The sequence below is a fragment of the Halorussus salinus genome, assembly GCF_004765815.2.
In the GTDB taxonomy this organism is placed as follows: Archaea; Halobacteriota; Halobacteria; order Halobacteriales; family Haladaptataceae; genus Halorussus; species Halorussus salinus.
In genome coordinates this window covers 383,874-401,159 of the sequence record NZ_SBIS02000008.1, presented here as the reverse complement: position 1 = coordinate 401,159, position 17,286 = coordinate 383,874, and the positions used below count along the sequence as shown (strand labels likewise).

General features: G+C 65.1%; 15 protein-coding genes. 12 read left to right on the top strand and 3 right to left on the bottom strand.

The annotated features are described in order from the left end of the window. Window positions 1-39 precede the first annotated feature (39 nt). From EPL00_RS18895 to EPL00_RS18870, 6 genes are all read left to right on the top strand, one after another. Complete coding sequence (locus EPL00_RS18895; RefSeq protein ID WP_135854002.1) at window positions 40-1,182, top strand: ABC transporter ATP-binding protein; 1,143 nt, start codon at window positions 40-42, stop codon at window positions 1,180-1,182. After that, window positions 1,175-2,389 (top strand): ABC transporter ATP-binding protein, encoded by a 1,215-nt coding sequence (locus tag EPL00_RS18890; protein WP_135854003.1) that lies wholly within the window; start codon window positions 1,175-1,177, stop codon window positions 2,387-2,389. The genes EPL00_RS18895 and EPL00_RS18890 overlap by 8 nt, the downstream gene beginning before the upstream one ends. A 66-nt stretch (window positions 2,390-2,455) precedes the next feature. After that, complete coding sequence (locus EPL00_RS18885; protein ID WP_135854004.1) at window positions 2,456-4,240, top strand: Rieske (2Fe-2S) protein; 1,785 nt, start codon at window positions 2,456-2,458, stop codon at window positions 4,238-4,240. 204 nt (window positions 4,241-4,444) lie between these two features. Continuing rightward, window positions 4,445-6,889 (top strand): ribonucleoside-diphosphate reductase subunit alpha, encoded by a 2,445-nt coding sequence (locus tag EPL00_RS18880; RefSeq protein ID WP_135854005.1) that lies wholly within the window; start codon window positions 4,445-4,447, stop codon window positions 6,887-6,889. Window positions 6,890-6,891: 2 nt separating this feature from the next. Next, entirely contained in the window at window positions 6,892-7,878 is a 987-nt protein-coding gene (locus EPL00_RS18875; protein WP_394352084.1) for a ribonucleotide-diphosphate reductase subunit beta, read from the top strand. Between the two features lie 294 nt (window positions 7,879-8,172). Beyond that, entirely contained in the window at window positions 8,173-8,979 is an 807-nt protein-coding gene (locus tag EPL00_RS18870; RefSeq protein WP_135854007.1) for a hypothetical protein, read from the top strand. A gap of 66 nt (window positions 8,980-9,045) precedes the next feature. On the opposite strand, the gene EPL00_RS18865 is transcribed toward EPL00_RS18870, so the two are convergent. Further along, window positions 9,046-9,537, bottom strand: coding sequence for an acyl-CoA thioesterase (locus EPL00_RS18865; protein WP_135854008.1), 492 nt, complete (start codon window positions 9,535-9,537; stop codon window positions 9,046-9,048). A 49-nt stretch (window positions 9,538-9,586) separates the two neighbouring features. Beyond that, window positions 9,587-10,567 carry a hypothetical protein gene (locus tag EPL00_RS18860; protein WP_135854009.1) on the bottom strand — a complete coding sequence of 327 codons (981 nt, stop codon included), beginning with the start codon at window positions 10,565-10,567 and terminating at the stop codon, window positions 9,587-9,589. 251 nt (window positions 10,568-10,818) lie between these two features. Between EPL00_RS18860 and EPL00_RS18855 the strand changes: the two genes are divergently transcribed. From EPL00_RS18855 to EPL00_RS18830, 6 genes are all read left to right on the top strand, one after another. Then, window positions 10,819-13,506 carry a heavy metal translocating P-type ATPase gene (locus EPL00_RS18855; RefSeq protein WP_135854010.1) on the top strand — a complete coding sequence of 896 codons (2,688 nt, stop codon included), beginning with the start codon at window positions 10,819-10,821 and terminating at the stop codon, window positions 13,504-13,506. 109 nt (window positions 13,507-13,615) lie between these two features. Further along, complete coding sequence (locus tag EPL00_RS18850) at window positions 13,616-13,753, top strand: hypothetical protein (RefSeq protein ID WP_162224271.1); 138 nt, start codon at window positions 13,616-13,618, stop codon at window positions 13,751-13,753. Window positions 13,754-13,802: 49 nt separating this feature from the next. Then, window positions 13,803-14,192 (top strand): hypothetical protein, encoded by a 390-nt coding sequence (locus EPL00_RS18845; protein ID WP_135854011.1) that lies wholly within the window; start codon window positions 13,803-13,805, stop codon window positions 14,190-14,192. 68 nt (window positions 14,193-14,260) lie between these two features. Next, a complete protein-coding gene (locus EPL00_RS18840; RefSeq protein WP_135854012.1) occupies window positions 14,261-15,244 on the top strand; it encodes a hypothetical protein in 984 nt (327 codons plus the stop codon). A gap of 157 nt (window positions 15,245-15,401) precedes the next feature. After that, window positions 15,402-16,004 carry a hypothetical protein gene (locus EPL00_RS18835; protein ID WP_135854013.1) on the top strand — a complete coding sequence of 201 codons (603 nt, stop codon included), beginning with the start codon at window positions 15,402-15,404 and terminating at the stop codon, window positions 16,002-16,004. Beyond that, complete coding sequence (locus tag EPL00_RS18830) at window positions 15,982-16,260, top strand: hypothetical protein (RefSeq protein ID WP_135854014.1); 279 nt, start codon at window positions 15,982-15,984, stop codon at window positions 16,258-16,260. Before EPL00_RS18835 ends, EPL00_RS18830 begins: the two co-directional genes overlap by 23 nt. 32 nt (window positions 16,261-16,292) lie before the next feature. Here the strand turns inward: EPL00_RS18830 and EPL00_RS18825 are convergent, their stop codons facing one another. Next, complete coding sequence (locus tag EPL00_RS18825) at window positions 16,293-17,222, bottom strand: NAD-dependent epimerase/dehydratase family protein (protein ID WP_135854015.1); 930 nt, start codon at window positions 17,220-17,222, stop codon at window positions 16,293-16,295. Window positions 17,223-17,286: the final 64 nt, after the last annotated feature.

Genomic DNA, 17,286 nt, shown 5'->3' with positions numbered 1-17,286 from the left:
CGCGACGTGAGGAACTTGCTGACCGAAGGGAGGTCGCCGATGGCTGACCCGTTGCTGTCGGTCCGGGACCTCCGGGCGACGTTCGAGGGCGAGCGCGGAGAGATTTGCGCGGTAGACGGAGTGAGCTTCGAGGTCGAGGCGGGTAAGACGGTCTGTCTCGTCGGCGAATCGGGGTCGGGCAAGACCGTCACCTGCGAGTCGCTGACCCGCCTCGTGTCGGCAGAGTTAGAGGGAGAAATTCGGTTCGGCGGGCGGAACTTACTGGACCTCTCGGAAGCCGACCTCCGGGACGTTCGCGGGTCGGGCATCGCCCACGTCTTCCAGAACCCACAGAGCGCGCTCGACCCGGTGTACTCCGTCGGCGCGCAGGTCCGCGAGGCCGTCGAGCGCAACCGCGAGGTGTCGGGCGACGAGGCCCGCGAGCTAGCGGTGGACCTCCTCGACAGGGTGGGCATCCCCGACGCCGCGACGCGGTACGACGATTACCCCCACGAGTTCTCCGGCGGTCAGACTCAACGGGTCGTCGTCGCGCTGGCGCTGTCGGGCGACCCGGACCTCGTGGTCGCCGACGAACCGACCACCGCCCTCGACGTGACGATTCAGGCTCAGATTCTCGACCTCCTGCGGGATTTGCAGGACGAGCGCGAGATGGGCATCGTCTTCGTCACCCACGACCTCGGCGTCGCGGCGCAGGTCGCCGACCGCATGGTCGTGCTGTACGGCGGGAAGGTGATGGAACGGGGCGGCGTCGAGGAGCTATTCGACGCGCCGGGCCACCCCTACACCCGCGCGCTGATGGAGTGTCTGCCCGGCGTCGGGTCGGCGCTCGACCCGATTCCCGGCGACCCCATCGACCCGACCGACCCGCCCGCTGGCTGTCGGTTCCACCCGCGATGCACCGCGGCGGTCGCCGAGTGCGAGTCGGGCGAGCAACCGCCCCTACACGATTTCGACGGCGACGCCCCATTCGACGAGGGCGACCCAACCGCGACTGCGGGCGAGGAGACGCCCGACGACCACTGCGTCTCCTGCGTCTTCTACGGCCCGGAGCGGGACCCGGCGGAGATGGAGGCGGGCGCGCCGGGGGCCGGGGCGTCGAAGTCCGCGAGCGTGTCGGGCACGGCCGCCGTCGCCGACCGACCCGACGACGCCGCGCTCGCCGAGGAGGACGACGATGACTGAGACGCTCCTGTCGGTCTCGGACCTGAAGCAACACTACGCCATCACCGAGGGTCTCCTCGGTCGGGAGGTCGGACAGGTCCGGGCGGTAGACGGCGTGAGCTTCGAGGTCGAGCGGGGCGAGACGGTCGGACTGGTCGGCGAGTCGGGGTGTGGCAAGTCCACCGTCGCGACGACGCTGATGGGACTGGAAGAACCGACCGACGGCGCGGTCGCGTTCGACGGTTCGCCGGTCGCGGACCGCGAGCGGTCCCACGGCCGGGAGTTCCGCAGGCGGGTCGGCATGGTGTTTCAGGACCCCACGTCGAGTTTCGACCCGCGGATGACCGTCGGCGAGTCGGTCGCCGAACCGCTCTCGATTCACGGCGTCGGCGACGACGCGCGCCAGCGCGAGGTCGTCGCGGACCTGCTGGAGCGGGTCGGGCTGTCGGCCGACGACTTCGACCGCTACCCCCACGAGTTCTCCGGCGGGCAGAAACAGCGCGCCGCCTTGGCTCGCGCGCTCGTCCTCAATCCCGACCTGCTGGTCGCCGACGAACCGGTCTCGGCGCTCGACGTGTCGGTGCAGGCCAGCATCCTCTCGCTCCTCGACGACCTCCAGCGGGAGTTCGACCTCGGAATGTTGCTCATCAGCCACGACATGGCGGTCGTCCGTGAAATCTGTGACCGCGTGGCGGTGATGTACCTCGGCGAAATCGTGGAGACCGGTCCGACCAGCGAGGTGCTGTCGGACCCACAGCACCCCTACACGCGGGCGCTTGTCTCGTCGGTGCCCGCGCCCGACCCCGGCCAGCGCGGGTCGGGGGTGCGCCTCTCGGGCGACGTACCCTCGCCAGCGGACCCGCCGTCGGGGTGCCGGTTCCACACCAGATGCCCCGAAATCGTTCAGCCCGAGGGCTACGACTTCGAGCAGGCGAACTGGCGCGCGGTGATGGACCTCCGGGCGGCGCTCGACGCCGACGAGTTCGACCTCGACGCGCAGACCGACTCGTCGGCGGTCCGCGACCGGCTCGACATCCCCGCGAGCCTCGCCGACGAGGAGGCCGACGACGTTCTCTCCTCGGCCCTCGACGCGCTGGTCGCGGGCGACCGCGAGGCGGCCCGCCACCTGCTGGCCGACGAGTTCGAGACGGTCTGCGAGCGCGAGCGACCGACGCTCCGGGAGACCGACGCGGGCCACCCGGCGGCCTGTCTCCTCCACGACCAGTAGTGTGGGGAGAGTTACAAAAAATCGCTTCCGGGAACCGTTTTGAGGGATGGTGACAATCCACTATCTATGGCGACCGAAGACCCTGCTTCCGGCGACGAATCGACGGCCAGCGAGTCGTTCGTCCGCGTCGCGGACGCCGACGAACTCCGAGACGAGGAGCGAACGGTCGCGCGGGCCGACGGCCGCGCGATAGCCCTCTTTCACCACGAAGGCGAGTTTCGGGCCGTGGACAACCGCTGTCCGCACATGGGATTCCCGCTCGCGGACGGCACCGTTGACGACGGCATCCTGACCTGCCACTGGCACCACGCGCGATTCGAACTCTCCTGCGGCGACACCTTCGACCCGTGGGCCGACGACGTACAGAGCTTCCCCGTCGAGGTCCGGGACGGCGAGGTGTACGTGGACCCGCATCCCGACCCCGACCTGCCGCCGGTCGAACACTACACGAACCGACTCCAGACTGGATTAGAGGAGAGCCTGCGACTCGTGGTGGCCAAGTCGGTCGTCGGCCTCGCCGACGAGGAGGTCCCCTATGCCGACCCGCTCGAACAGGGGCTGACCTTCGGCGCGCAGTTCCGCGACGACGGGTGGAGTTCCGGGCTGACTATCCTCTCGGCGATGGCGAACCTGCACGACCAACTCCGGCCCGAGGACCGCAAGCGCGCGCTCTACACCGGTCTCTACCACGTCGCCGAGGACTGTCAGGGCGAACCGCCCACGTTCGACCAGCCGTCCTTCTCGACGCGGGACCTCTCCCGCGAGCGTCTGGAAGAGTGGTTCCGCGAGACCGTCGAGGTCCGGGACCGCGACGGCGCGGAGCGATGCCTCCAAACCGCCATCGAGACGCTGGAGCCAGCGGAGGTCGCCGACATCCTCTATCTGGCCGCGACCGACCACCTGTACATGGACGCGGGCCACACCTTCGACTTCGTGAACAAGGCCTGCGAGGCGCTGGACCACGTGGGCTGGGACCGCGCCGACGAGATTCTGCCGAGCGTCATCCCGCGACTCACCGAGGCCACGCGCTCCGAGGAGTTGTCGTCGTGGCGACAACCCATCGACGTGGCCGAACTCGCGTTCGACGCGTACGACGAACTCCCGGAACTGGCCGCGCAGGGAGACGAAGAGGACTGGGACGCGCCCGAGGGGTTCGTGGACACCCTCCTCAGCGACGACCCCGAGGAGATAGTCACCGCGACGAAGGCGGCGATTCAGAACGGCGCGACTCCCGAGGAACTCGCTGGCGCGGTCGCGCAGGCCGCAGGCCGCCGAGTCGCCCGGTTCGGGACCTCCAACGAGTTCAACGACTGGAACACCGTCCACCACACCTACACCTACGCCAACGCGGTCCAGAAGGCCGCCCGACGGACCGACTCGCCCGCGACCGCCGACTCGACGGCCGCGTACCGCGGGGCCATCGCTGGCGCGGCGAGCGTCTACCTCGACCGATTCCTCAACACGCCGCCGACGCCGATTCCCGACGGGACCGAGGTCGAGGCCCCCGACGACTTGCACGGGGAACTCCTCGGACTCTTCGACGAGGAGGGCGAGGTCGATGCGGCCGGAAAGCTGGTCGCGGCGTATCTGGCGGACGGTGGCGACCCCGCCGAGTTGAAGCGGGTCTTGGGCGAAGGACTCCTCCGGGAAGACGCTGGCTTCCACACGCTCCAGAACGTCGAGGCGGCCTTCGAGCAGTTCGACCTGACCGACGACCCCGAGCAGGCGCGCACGCACTTGGTCGCCACCGCGCGCTACGTCGCCGCCCACGTCCCCACCCGGCGCTCCGCGGAGCAAACGTTCACCATCGCCGACAGGCTCCACCGCGGCGAGAAGATTCACGAGTCGTAGCTCGAATACAAATCTATTTGCTCTTTTGAAACGTAGCTTGGAAAGCTTTATCCGGGTGTGGCCGGTCAGCAGTTGGTACAGCCGAGGAGTGCGCCGTCGTAGACCGCCTCTACCGAGCGATTAGTGGAAACGCCGTCGTTCGCTCGAAAGCGCGAGACCGCTCTCGGAGGGCGTTCGACGCGCGCTCCTCGGTCCGGACAACACATGAGCCAAGCTACGACTTCCACCACGGAGACGATACGAGCCGTATTCGAGCGCGCCTGCGCCGACTGCGAGTCGGTCGGCGACGAGACGGTCGCACGACTCGCGACCGAGACCGAGCGCAACCTCTACGACGGGGCCTCCCGCGAGGAGGTCTACGAGGCCGCCATCGGGACCGCGACCGCCCGCATCGAGCGCGACCCCGCGTTCAAGCGAGTCGCGGCGTCGCTGTTCCGCGAGCAGTACCATCGAGAGGTCGTCGGGGAGGTCCCCGACGACGGTCTCGACTCGGCGGCCGCGGCGTCGGCGTATCGGGAGACGTTCGCCGAGAACGTCGAGCGCGGCGTCGAGGCCGGACTGATAGACGAGCGCATGCTGGCCTACGACCTCGACTCGATGGCCGAGGCCATCGCGCCCGAGCGCGACGACCTGTTCGACTACATGGCGCTGGACACCCTCTACCAGCGGTACTTCCTGAAGACCGCCGAGGGCGAGCGCCTCGAACTTCCCCAAGCGTTCTGGATGCGCGTGGCGATGGGACTCGCCCTGCGCGAGTCGGTCGGCGAGCGCGAGGCGTACGCCCGCGAGTTCTACGACCTCCTCTCGACCCTGCGGTTCGTCCCGTCGAGTCCGACGCTGTTCCACGCCGGGACCACCCACGCGCAGTTGAGTTCCTGCTACCTGACGACGGTCCCCGACGACCTCGAAGGCATCTTCGACTCCTACAAGGGCCACGCCCAACTCTCGAAGTACAGCGGCGGTCTCGGCAACGACTGGACGCCGGTCCGAGCCTCGGGGTCGCTCATCGAATCGACTGGCGTCGAATCGACCGGCGTCGTCCCGTTCCTCAAGATTTCGAACGACGTGACCGCGGCCATCAATCGGTCGGGCAAGCGCCGAGGAGCGGCCTGCGCCTACCTCGAATGCTGGCACCTCGACTACCCGGACTTCATCGACCTGCGGCGCAACACCGGCGACGAGCGCCGCCGGACTCACGACATGAACACCGCGGCGTGGATTCCCGACCTGTTCGTCAAGCGCGTCCGCGAGGGCGGCGAGTGGACGCTGTTCTCCCCCGACGAGGTGCCCGACCTCCACGGGACGTACGGACAGGAGTTCGAGGAGTTGTACCGCGAGTACGAACAGCGCGCCGAGGTTGGCGAACTCCGTCAGTACGAGCGAGTGGACGCCGAGGAGTTGTGGCGCGACACCCTCACGCGCCTGTTCGAGACCGGTCACCCGTGGATTACGTTCAAGGACCCCTGCAACGTCCGGTCGCCCCAAGACCACGAGGGCGTGGTTCACTCCTCGAACCTCTGCACCGAGATTACCCTCAACACCAGCGAGGACGAACACGCGGTCTGTAACCTCGGGTCGGTCAATCTCTCGAAGCACGTCAGTCCCGACGGTGACGGTCTGGACCGCGAGAAACTGCGCGAGAGCGTCGAGACCGGGATGCGGATGCTCGACAACGTGGTAGACCTGAACTTCTACCCGACCGACGAGGCCGAGCGGTCGAACATGCGCCACCGCCCGGTCGGGATGGGCGTGATGGGCTTCCACGAGTCGCTGTTCGAGCAACGGATTCCCTTCGCCTCCGAGGAGGCCGTCGAGTTCGCCGACGAGTCCCAAGAACTCGTCGCCTACCACGCCATCCGGACCTCGGCGGAGTTGGCCCGCGAGCGCGGGGCCTACCCCTCCTTCGAGGGGTCGAAGTGGGACCGGGGACTCCTCCCGCAGGACACCATCGACCTGCTGGAGGAGGAGCGCGGCCGCGAGATTCCCCTGCCGCGCGAGGAGCGCCTCGACTGGGACGCGGTGCGAGACCTAATAGCGACCCACGGGATGCGAAACTCCAACACGATGGCGGTCGCGCCGACCGCGACCATCTCGACCATCGCGGGGACCACGCCATCCATCGAACCCATCTACTCGAACCTCTACGTCAAGTCCAACATGAGCGGCGAGTTCACCGTGATAAACGACCTCCTCGTCGCGGACCTGCGGGAGCGCGACTTGTGGGACGACGAGATGGTGGATCGCATCAAGTTCCACGACGGGTCGATACAGGAGATCGAGGAGATTCCGGCCGACCTGCGCGAACTCTACCGAAACGCCTTCGAGGTGGACCCCCGCCACCAGTTGCGCCTGACCGCCCGCCGTGGCCAGTGGATAGACCAGTCGATTTCGCACAACGTCTTCTTCCCGACGACCGACGGGTCGATGCTGGACGACGTGTACCAGACCGCGTGGGAACTCGGCGTGAAGACGACCTACTACCTGCGGACGCTCGGCGCGTCCCAGATAGAGAAGTCCACCCTCGACATGGACCAGTACGGCAAGACCCAGACTCGCGGGCAGTCGAGCGCCGCGGATTCCGACGACTCGGACAGCGCGCGAGACGACCTCCCGAGCGTCGAGGACCCGACCTGCGACGCCTGTCAGTGACCATGATACTGAACGACGACAAGACCGACCCGAACAAGATACTGCCGATAGAGTACGACTGGGCGCGCGAGTACTACCGCGCCGGAATCGACAACAACTGGGTGCCCGAGGAGATTCCGATGGGCGAGGACGCGACCCAGTGGAACGGCGACGCGCTCACCGACGCCGAGCGCCAACTGGTCGAGTGGAACCTCGGGTTCTTCTCGACCGCCGAGTCGCTGACCGCCAACAACATCGTGTTGGCCATCTACGAGTACGTCACCAGCCCCGAGTGTCGCCAGTACCTCCTCCGGCAGGCCTTCGAGGAGGCCATCCACACCGACACGTTCATCTACTGCTGTGACTCGCTGGGTCTCGACCCCGACTACGTGTACGGGATGTACGACGAGGTGCCCGCGATAGAGGAGAAAGACGAGTTCGTCGTCGGGATGACCCAGTCCATCTTGGACGACGACTTCGAACTCCGGACCGACGAGGACGTGCGGTCGCTCCTCCGGGATTTGGTCGGGTTCTACGTCGTGATGGAGGGCATCTTCTTCTACGCCGGGTTCGCCATGATGCTCGGGCTGAAGCGCCAGAACAAGATGGTCGGCATCGGCCAGCAGTTCGAGTACATCATGCGCGACGAGTCGGTCCATCTGGCGTTCGGCGTGGACCTGATAAACACGATTCGCGAGGAGAACCCCGGCGTCTGGACCGACGAGTTCGGTGCCGAAATCACCGCGATGATAGAGGAGGCCGTCGAACTCGAACAGATTTACGCCCGCGAGGCCTGCCCCGACGAGATTCTGGGGATGGGTCCCGAGCAGTTCGCCGAGTACGTCGAGTACGTCGCCGACCGCCGCCTCCGGCAACTCGACCTGCCCGAGTCCTACGGCACGGACAACCCATTCCCGTGGATGTCCGAGGCGACCGACCTCAACAAGGAGAAGAACTTCTTCGAGACGCAGGTCACGGAGTACCGCTCGGGCGGCTCGTTGGACTGGTAGCGACCGGTTCGGTTGGTCTAACGCCTCACGAACTATTTTCCCGAGGTCTAACGTACTAAACCTGTTTAGGCGTGCAGAAACACAAAGAAAACCCTACTGTAATCGTTATAGATTCACTAGACATTACTTTCTTGTATCGGCGTTTACAAGCGAAAAACGTCGTTCACGCACGCTGTGACTATGTACCCAACAATAGTGTTAAGTAATCTATTCTCTCAGATTGCGAAAGTACCTAGTCCCTTTTTCGATTTTATTATAAATAACCCGAAGATAATGCAGTTAGTCGGGGTTTTGATGATAGGAATTCAACAGCTAGAGGAGTCGATAGAGGAAACTCTTGAAAGGAAAGCAAACGCGATAATCCAGGCCACGCCAACGATTTTAGCAATTCTAAACGCCTTCCTCTTGTTTTCGTTTATATACGTATTCTTTCCGTGGCAGGGTACGGAACGGGAACGGAATAGTACCAAAAAAGCGCTTTACCGGACTGCATCGGAGATGCCCCTGAAGATGGATATTCAGGGGACCTATCAGTGGTGGACGAGTCAGTCTCAATACTTGGAGCCTATCTATCTCCTCGCTATCGCCTGTATACTCGTCCTGATACCGGCTATCGCGGTAGTCGCACTTGGCGGTATAATGACACACCGACGAACGGGTTTGATAGTCGGTGGATTTCTGCTGGCGTACACGTTCTTCAAGCCCAAACTGCTGGTACTCTGGACGTTTGTGTTAAAGATGCTCGGAATTGGTGTAGCTATAGCAATCGCACTGTCGGTTGCATTTACAATTGCTAAAGCGATTATCGGAAGCCGTGATGCGATTTTCGATTTCTCCGAGTACGTTTCCAGCTATGGTACTATCGTAACCTGTTTTCGCTACGGTCTAGGCGCGACACTGGTTCTAACCGTTTGGCCGATACTCGTGGGCGCGATTTTAGTCTCTACGCAGCTATCCGTAATCATCGCGCTTCACGTGGCTATCGTAGTGACTCCGTTGTACATCTCGTACTTGCTCAAGCAATCGGGGTATATCGAATCGTCACTTGCTGGGTCGGGGGTAATAATTAGCGTACTTGCGATTATACTATCGCTGCTATGAAGGAACCGCCAACGGTGCCGTTTGAATAGCTCGACGAGCCGCTTTTCCGATAGCTTCGTCCGATTCCTACACCTTCTCCGCCAACTCCAATCGCCGTTTCTTGCGTTCCTCCAGCGCGTGCGCCCGTTTGGCCTCCTGCTCGTCGGTCGGACACCGCAGGTCCGGCACGCTCGTGGCTTTCTCGTCGTCGTCCAGCGCGACGAAGGTGAAGAAGGAGGTCGCGGTCTCGCGGCGCTCGTCGTCGCTCGGTCGCTCGGCGTACACGTCCACCTTCGCCTCCATGCTGGTCTCGCCGGTCTCGAAGACGTACGCCTCCGTCACCACCACGTCACCGAGGTCGATGGGAGCCAGAAAGTCCACGTGGTCCATCGACGCCGTGACGACCTGTCGCCGGGCAAACCGCCGGGCAGAGATGGCCCCGCAGATGTCCATCCAGTGGAGGACCGACCCGCCGAGCGCCCGCCCGAGGTTGTTGGTGTCGTCGGGCATCAGAATCTCGGTCGTCTCGGTGTGGGAGTCGTCCAAGGTCGCCGTCCGGCGTGCCGACTGCTGTTGCATTGTCGTCTCCCACTCCGGCGTCCGGACGCATAAATCTACTAGGTTTGCACTAATCCAAACGAACTTTCTTACGGGTGGCGGCGATGGCGGCAGTGGCGGCCGCGGCAGTCGTCTCGTCTGACTCGGTGGTCGTCGCGGTGCGTGCGGTTCCGTCCGGATTTTCGCCGTCGGTCCGTCTCCTCGCTTCGTCGTACCACGCGGGCGTCTCGACGGTCGTCTCGCCGAGCCGGGCGTACTCGACGAGGCTCGTCCCGCGGACTTGCGTCCCGTCCTCCTCCCCGGCGAACGTCAGCCGGTACTCCGCGAGGGTTCCGTTCGGCGTCACGATTCCGACGAACGAGACGTTCCGAACCGACGAAACGCCGAGATGCGAGGCCAGCAGGTCGGGGTTTGCGAGTTCCGAGGACGAGAGGCGATAGGTCCCCGACTCACCTAGTTTTCGGGCGTTTGCGGCGCTGTCCAGCGCGAGGGCGCTCAACAGGACCCGAAGGTCGTCGGTTCGGGCCACGTCCGGGGCGACGTTCCGGGGCGATTCGGGGTCGCCGCTCGCGGTCCGGACCGCGCTCGACCACGAGGTGTTGGGCGTCTCGACCCGTCGGTACGCTCGCCGCCCGTCCGCGAACACGGCGACTCGGCCCTCGCTCGCGCCGAATATCGGGACGTTCTCGGTCTCGGTGACGACGCGGAACCGCGACCGATTCGCGGCGGTTCGGACTGTGCGGTTCCAGCGCCGGTCCGCGGTCTCGTTGCCGTACCGCCGGACGCGGCGCTCGCGGAACGTGACCGACTCGCCCGCGAGCGCGTCGGCGTGGGCGCTCACGAGCGCGTCGGCGTCCGCCAGCCCGTCGGCGCTCATGCCGGGCGGGACGGACCGGTCTTCGACCGGCGTTCGCGTCTCCGTCGTCGGTGAATCGGTCTCGTCGGTCTGCGGACTCGCGGTGTCGGTCGCCGGGCCGCCGTCGAACGCGCCGGTGCATCCGGCGGTCGTGACGAGGACGGCGAGTGCGAGGACGCGGAAAGCGCTTCGCATGTCGTCTAATTGTCTCGTTATCGCATTTATACGTTCGGTCGGGAGTCCGCTCGTCGTTCGACCGAAGAGCGGTGCGACACTCCCTCCCGCAGTCGCCGACGGTTCGCCGGAACCGGAACGGCGATACGGCTTCGAAACAAAAATAGAGGGCGAATATTTTTCGACTCGGTGCTATCTTGGCTCCCCTCCGACCTTCGTTCGTAAGGGACAAACCGCATTAACGTAGGTCCCGTAGATACTATCGAGAGAGAATTATGGCGCGAACCGCACACCTCGCTATCCGAGGCATGAGTTGTGCCAACTGCTCGGGGACCGTCGAGGAGGCCCTGAGCGAGTTGGCGGGCATCGAGTCGGCGAACGTCAACTTCGCCACCGACGAGGGGAGCGTCGAGTACGACCCCGAGGAGGTCTCGCTCGGCGAGATTTACCGAGCTATCGAGGAGGCCGGGTACGACCCGGTGGCCCAGCAGGTGACCATCGGCATCTCGGGGATGTCCTGCGCGAACTGCTCGGAGGCCAACGAGCGGGCCCTCGAAGACACGCCGGGCGTCGTGAGCGCCGAGGTCAACTACGCGACCGACGAGGGGACCGTGCGGTACAACCCCGAGGACGCCGATTTGGGCGACCTCTACGACGCCATCGAGGCGGCGGGCTACGAGCCGATTCGGGAAGACGAGTCCGACGGCGACGGCGAGACCGAGGGCGACCGGCGCGAGGACGCCCGCCAAGCCGAGATTCGCCGCCAGCGCAACCTGACTATCTTCGGCGCGCTTCTGTCGGCCCCGCTCCTGTTCTTCCTGCTCGAACACTTCCTGTTCGACGGCCTGCTCGCCGACGACCTCTTCGGCGTCCCGCTCGGCTGGGTGATGTTCGGACTGGCGACGCCGGTCCAGTACCTCCTCGGCAAGGAGTTCTACGAGAACTCCTACACCGCGCTCGTGAAGAACCGGACCGCGAACATGGACGTGCTGATCGCGCTCGGCTCCTCGACCGCGTACGTCTACTCGGTCGTGGTTCTGTTGGACCTCCTCGCGGGGAGCCTCTACTTCGACACCGCCGCGCTCATCTTGGTGTTCATCACGCTCGGGAACTACCTCGAAGCCCGGTCGAAGGGCCAAGCCAGCGAAGCCCTGCGTAAACTGCTGGAGATGGAGGCCGACACCGCGACCGTGATTCGGGGCGACGAGGAGGAAGAAATTCCGGTCGAGGACGTGGAAGTCGGCGACCTGATGGTGGTCCGGCCCGGCGAGAAGATTCCGACCGACGGCGTGGTCCGCGAGGGCGAGAGCGCGGTGGACGAGTCGATGGTCACGGGCGAGTCGGTGCCCGTCGAGAAGTCGCCCGGCGACGAGGCGGTCGGCGCGACCGTCAACGAGAACGGCGTGCTGAAGGTCGAAGCGACCAAGGTCGGCTCCGAGACCGCGCTCCAGCAGATCGTCCAGTTGGTCAAGGAGGCCCAGAGCCGCCAGCCAGAGATTCAGCAGGTCGCCGACCGCATCTCGGCGTACTTCGTGCCCGCGGTCATCGCGAACGCCCTGCTCTGGGGGACGCTCTGGTTCCTCTTCCCCGAGGCGCTGGCCGGATTCGTCCAGTCGCTCCCGATGTGGGGGCTGGTCGCTGGCGGTCCCATCGTCGCGGGCGGCACCGTCTCGACCTTCGAGTTCGCGGTCGTCGTGTTCGCCTCCGCGGTCCTCATCGCCTGTCCCTGCGCGCTCGGACTCGCCACCCCCGCGGCAACGATGGTCGGGACCTCCATCGGCGCGCAGAACGGCGTCCTGTTCAAGGGCGGCGACGTGCTGGAGCGCGTCCGCGACGTTGACACCGTGGTCTTCGACAAGACCGGCACGCTGACCGAGGGCGAGATGCGCCTGACCGACGTGGTGGCGGTTGGCCCCGCCGCTGGCGGGGACGACGGCGCGGCCGCGGACGGCGGAACCGACCTCGACGCCACCACCGACGGCGGCGACCCTGCCGCGGACGGCGGCGAACCCGCGGCGGACGGCGGCGCGGTGGAGGCTCCGACGGACCCCGAGAGCGACGCCGCGACCGCCGAGGAGGTCCTCCTCGCGGCCGCCGCGAGCGCCGAGAAGGGGAGCGAACACCCGCTCGCGCAGGCCATCGTCGAGGGCGCGGAGGAGCGCGGCCTCACCGTCGAGGACCCCGAGGAGTTCGAGAACGTCCCCGGCCATGGCGTCCGGGCGACGACCGCTCACGGCGAGGTGCTGGTCGGCAACCGGAAGCTGATGGACGACGAGGGAATCGACGCTTCACTCGCCGAGGAGCCGATGGAACGCCTCGAACGCGAGGGCAAGACCGCGATGCTCGTGGCCATCGACGGCGAACTGGCTGGCGTCGTCGCCGACGCCGACACCGTGAAGGAGAGCGCGAAGAAAGCGGTCTCCGGACTCCGCGAGACCGGCCGCGAGGTCATGCTCATCACCGGCGACAACGAGCGGACCGCCCGTGCGGTCGCCGAGCAGGTGGGCATCGACCCCGAGAACGTCCGCGCGGAGGTCCTGCCCGAGGACAAGGCCGACGCCGTGGAGTCGATTCAGTCTGACGGTCGGCGGGCGATGATGGTCGGCGACGGCGTGAACGACGCGCCCGCGCTCGCCGCGGCGTACGTCGGCGCGGCCATCGGGTCGGGCACCGACGTGGCCATCGAGGCCGCCGACGTGACGCTGATGCGCGACGACCCGGCGGACGTGCTGAAGGCCATCCGCGTCTCGGAGGGGACCCTCTCGAAAATAAAGCAGAACCTCTTCTGGGCGCTCGGCTACAACACCGCGATGATTCCGCTCGCCTCGCTCGGCCTGCTCCAGCCCGTGCTGGCCGCGGGCGCGATGGCGTTCTCCAGCGTGAGCGTTCTGACCAACAGCCTGCTGTTCCGGCGGTACACGCCGGACCACGACTACGAACTGCTCGGTTTCCTGCGGTAAGCCTCTCGTCGCTCTCGTTTTTGTCTCTCGATTCCGCCGCGTAAACGCTCGGTCGGCCGTCCGTGCCGCGGGCGAAACGTTCAGAAGGAACCGGGTCGTAGGCGTCCGTATGTTCGTTCCCCTCCACGCGGGCCACGGGGGAGTAGACCCCTTCGCGATAGTGGTCGGCGCGTTCGCGGGTCTCGCTATCTGGCAGGCGATTCGACTCCTCGCGGAGTCCGACACTCGGAAAGGCGGCGGGGCGTAGCGTCGCCGGTCCACAAAACACTTATCGCACACCTGTCACGCGACGACGTATGTCCTCGCCACTACGCTCGCGCCGCGGCCTCCTCTCTGCGCTGGCCCTCCTTGGAACCGGGGTCGGGGCCGGGTGCATCGACATGGGCGGCAACGTCTCGGACCTGTCGGTCTACAACGCCACCGAGGAGACCGCCCGAATTTCCCTCGAAGTCTCCCGGAGCGGCGACGGAACGGTCGTCGTAGACGAGTCGTTCGACCTCCCGGCCGAGGAGGACCGGGAGTTTCCCCATCCTTTCTCGCAGGACGGGACCAAGCGCCTCGAAATCACGGTCGATGGCTCGCGGACCGCCACCGCCGAGTGGGACGAGAGCGCCGACGCGGACGCGTCCGGATTGGACGTGAGCGTCTACGACGACGAGATTACGGCGAACAGTGTCGTCGCCTGACCTGCCCGACTTCACTTCTCACCGAATCTACAGATGTTTTATCACGTCCCGTCAGAAACCCCCGCGCTATGGACCGCCGCGAGTTCCTCGCTTCCGGTGCGACCCTCGCTATCGCCACCGCTGGCGGCTGTACGGGGTGCGCACGCGCACCGGCGACCTCCCTCCGACTCGAACCGATTTCCGACTACGAGATAGCGCGAGAGGTGACGTACGGTCTCGAAGGCTCCTCCGACCGGCGCGAACTCGTCGCCGACGCCGTCGAGAACGGGTCGGCGGCGCGGGAAGCCACAGAGCCGCCTTTCCCGGAAAATCGGTCGTTCGTCTACCGCGATTCGGTGTATCGACTCTCCCGCGAGGTGGTCGAGACCACCGACGCGACGACGTTCCACTTCACGCTGAATCCCGCCGACGGCTCGGTCTCCGAGAGCGAGACGGTTCGCTTCGAGGAGCTACCCGCGGTGGACCGCGAGACGTTCGCGGACCGGGGGTGGGCCGACGACCCCTTCCTCGGGTTCGGGTCGTCGCTGTTGTACCTCGACAGCGAGATTCCCGACTCCGCGCTCGTTCCGGACCCCGACCGCTCGGTCATCGTCTGGGACCCGGAGACGAAAGGCCGGTTCGAGGTGGACGACTCCTACGAGGACGACCTGAAGGAGTATCGCTACGAGTCCGAGGAGGTCCACTCCTCGGCCGAACAGTTCGGCGCGGAGGTCCGCGAGGAGTACGCTTTCGAACTCTCGGACCTCTCCGAGGCGGAGCGCGAGATTTTAGACGAAGCAATCGTGCCCGACGACTACTCGGTGCCCGCCGACGAGAACCCGCCCGACGCCGCGCTGAAGTTGGCGACCAGATTCCGGCCCCACGACGAGGTGCGGTACGCGTGGGAAGAGTCGGACGAGGGTGCCGGAGACGCGGATGCCGGAGACGAGGGCGCTGACGAGAGTGGCGGGACCGGCCGCATCGACGGCATCTATCTCCTGCGCTACGACGGCGAGGTCTACTGGACCAGCGTACAGGTCGCTCGGGACCTCGTGACGACCACCGAATCGTAGCAGTAGTTGGTAGTACCGTTTCTTAATGCAATCTGTGGCTCGCAACCGACTCGGTGGTTTTGTTCGATTCGCGGTGCGAACGTCTCACGATGGAAAGCCGGAACACTGCTCACGAACAATCCCTAACAACTTATACGCCTACTGATAACGAATATTCATGGGCGGTATCGAATTCCAGAATGAAACATTGATTGTCGAACGGGAACCTAACCAGCTTGACGAGTTGGCGATTGGGTTCTCGGAACTCCTCGACCAGTTCGACATCGAGCACGTCTATATCGCGGGCTACGTCTCGATTCTCGCTGGTCGGGCGCGTTCTACCGAGGATGTCGACGTTCTTATCGAGCAAATCGATGAAGATACTGCGGACGAACTCGTCACGGCCCTCGACAAAGCGGACTTCTGGGGCCCGGCAATGCCGCTCACGTCGATGTACGAGATGCTCGATACCGGCGATAACATCTGGGTTGCTCCCGAAGATCAGATTACACCGCATCTCGAAGTCAAGTTCGCACGCGACGAGTTCGACCGTGCGTCTCTCGAAAACGCTATACTGGCGCGAATCAGTCACGAAGAAATCCCAATTGGGCCGTTAGAGCTTCAGGTCGCCTACAAACTACATCTCGGTGCGCAGAAGGATATCGAGGATGCAGTTCACCTCTACACGCTCTTCGAGGAAAGCCTTAGTGTGCCCCGCCTCGAAGAATGGGTAACGCGACTCGATGTCGAAACCGAATATGAGCGACTCAAACGCGCGTGAACACCTCGACGCAAAGCACGAACAGAACCGTGAGCAACGCATTGAGGCCATCAAGTGCTGGGTCGAATACATCGAGTCAGAACCTCCAGAGATGTGGGGTCCCCAACAGAATGCGGTTGTCAACGACCAACTCGACGCGGCTCAAAGCGTCCAGACATCTGCTTCGCACCAACAACACGTGACGGCCGTCGCAGCGGAGATTCTCGATGTGAGTGACGAGTCCGACGACGATTCGGAGTCCGTGACCCGTGACTGACCGCGTGAAATCAGAAAACCGCGCCGCGCGACTCAGGCCAACTCGTCGTACAACTGCTCGGCCGCGGTCCGGACGGCTTGCGCGCTCTCGCGCTCGGGCGACCAGCCGATTGCGCTGGCCTTCTCGATGGAGAGGCGCATCTTGGGCACGTCGCCGGTCCAGCCCCGGTCGCCGCCGGTGTACTCGAACTCGGGGTCACAGCCCACCACGTCGCTGACCAACTCGGCGATGCGCGTCACCGAGATGGTGGTTCTGGTGCCCAGATTGTAGATGTTTGTCGGGTCGTCGGTGTGTTCCACGACGTGTTCCATCCCGGCCACGCAGTCCTCGACGTGGAGGTAGGACTTCTCTTGGCGGCCGTCGCCGAGAATTTCGAGGGCTTGGGGGTCGTCGAGCAGTTTCTCGATGAAGTCCGAGATGACGTTGTTGCGCTGGTGGGGACCCACGACGTTCGAGAACCGGAACATCCACGTCGTGAAGTCGTGGGAGTGGGCGTACGTCGAGAGGAGACCCTCGCCAGCCAGCTTGCTCGCGCCGTAGGTGCTGACGGGTTCGAGCGGCGCGAAGTCCTCGGGGGTCGGCCGCGGGGCCTCGCCGTACACCGCCGACGAGGACGCGAACGCGATTTTCGAGAGACCCACCTCGTCCATGCGTTCGAGGATGTTGTAGAGCATCGCGTTGTTGTGGTCGAAGACGCGCCGGTGGTCGCCCCGGTTCACGTCCGAGAGCGCCCCGAGGTGGAAGACGATGTCGAGGTCCGAGGTGACGACTTCGGCCACGTCCTCCTCGTCGGTGAGGTCGCAGTCGGCGAACGCCGCGGTCTCGGGCACCCACTCGCGGTTGCCCTTCGAGCAGTTGTCCGCGACGAGTACGTCGTTCTCCTCGGCGAGCGACTCGGTGAGGTGGGTGCCGATGAGTCCGGCACCGCCAGTTACGAGGACCGACTTCCCTGAAAGCTCCATGCGGGGAGTAGCGATGGAGCGACGGATATATCTTTACGTTCGAGCTTTCTGCGGTCGGTTTGTG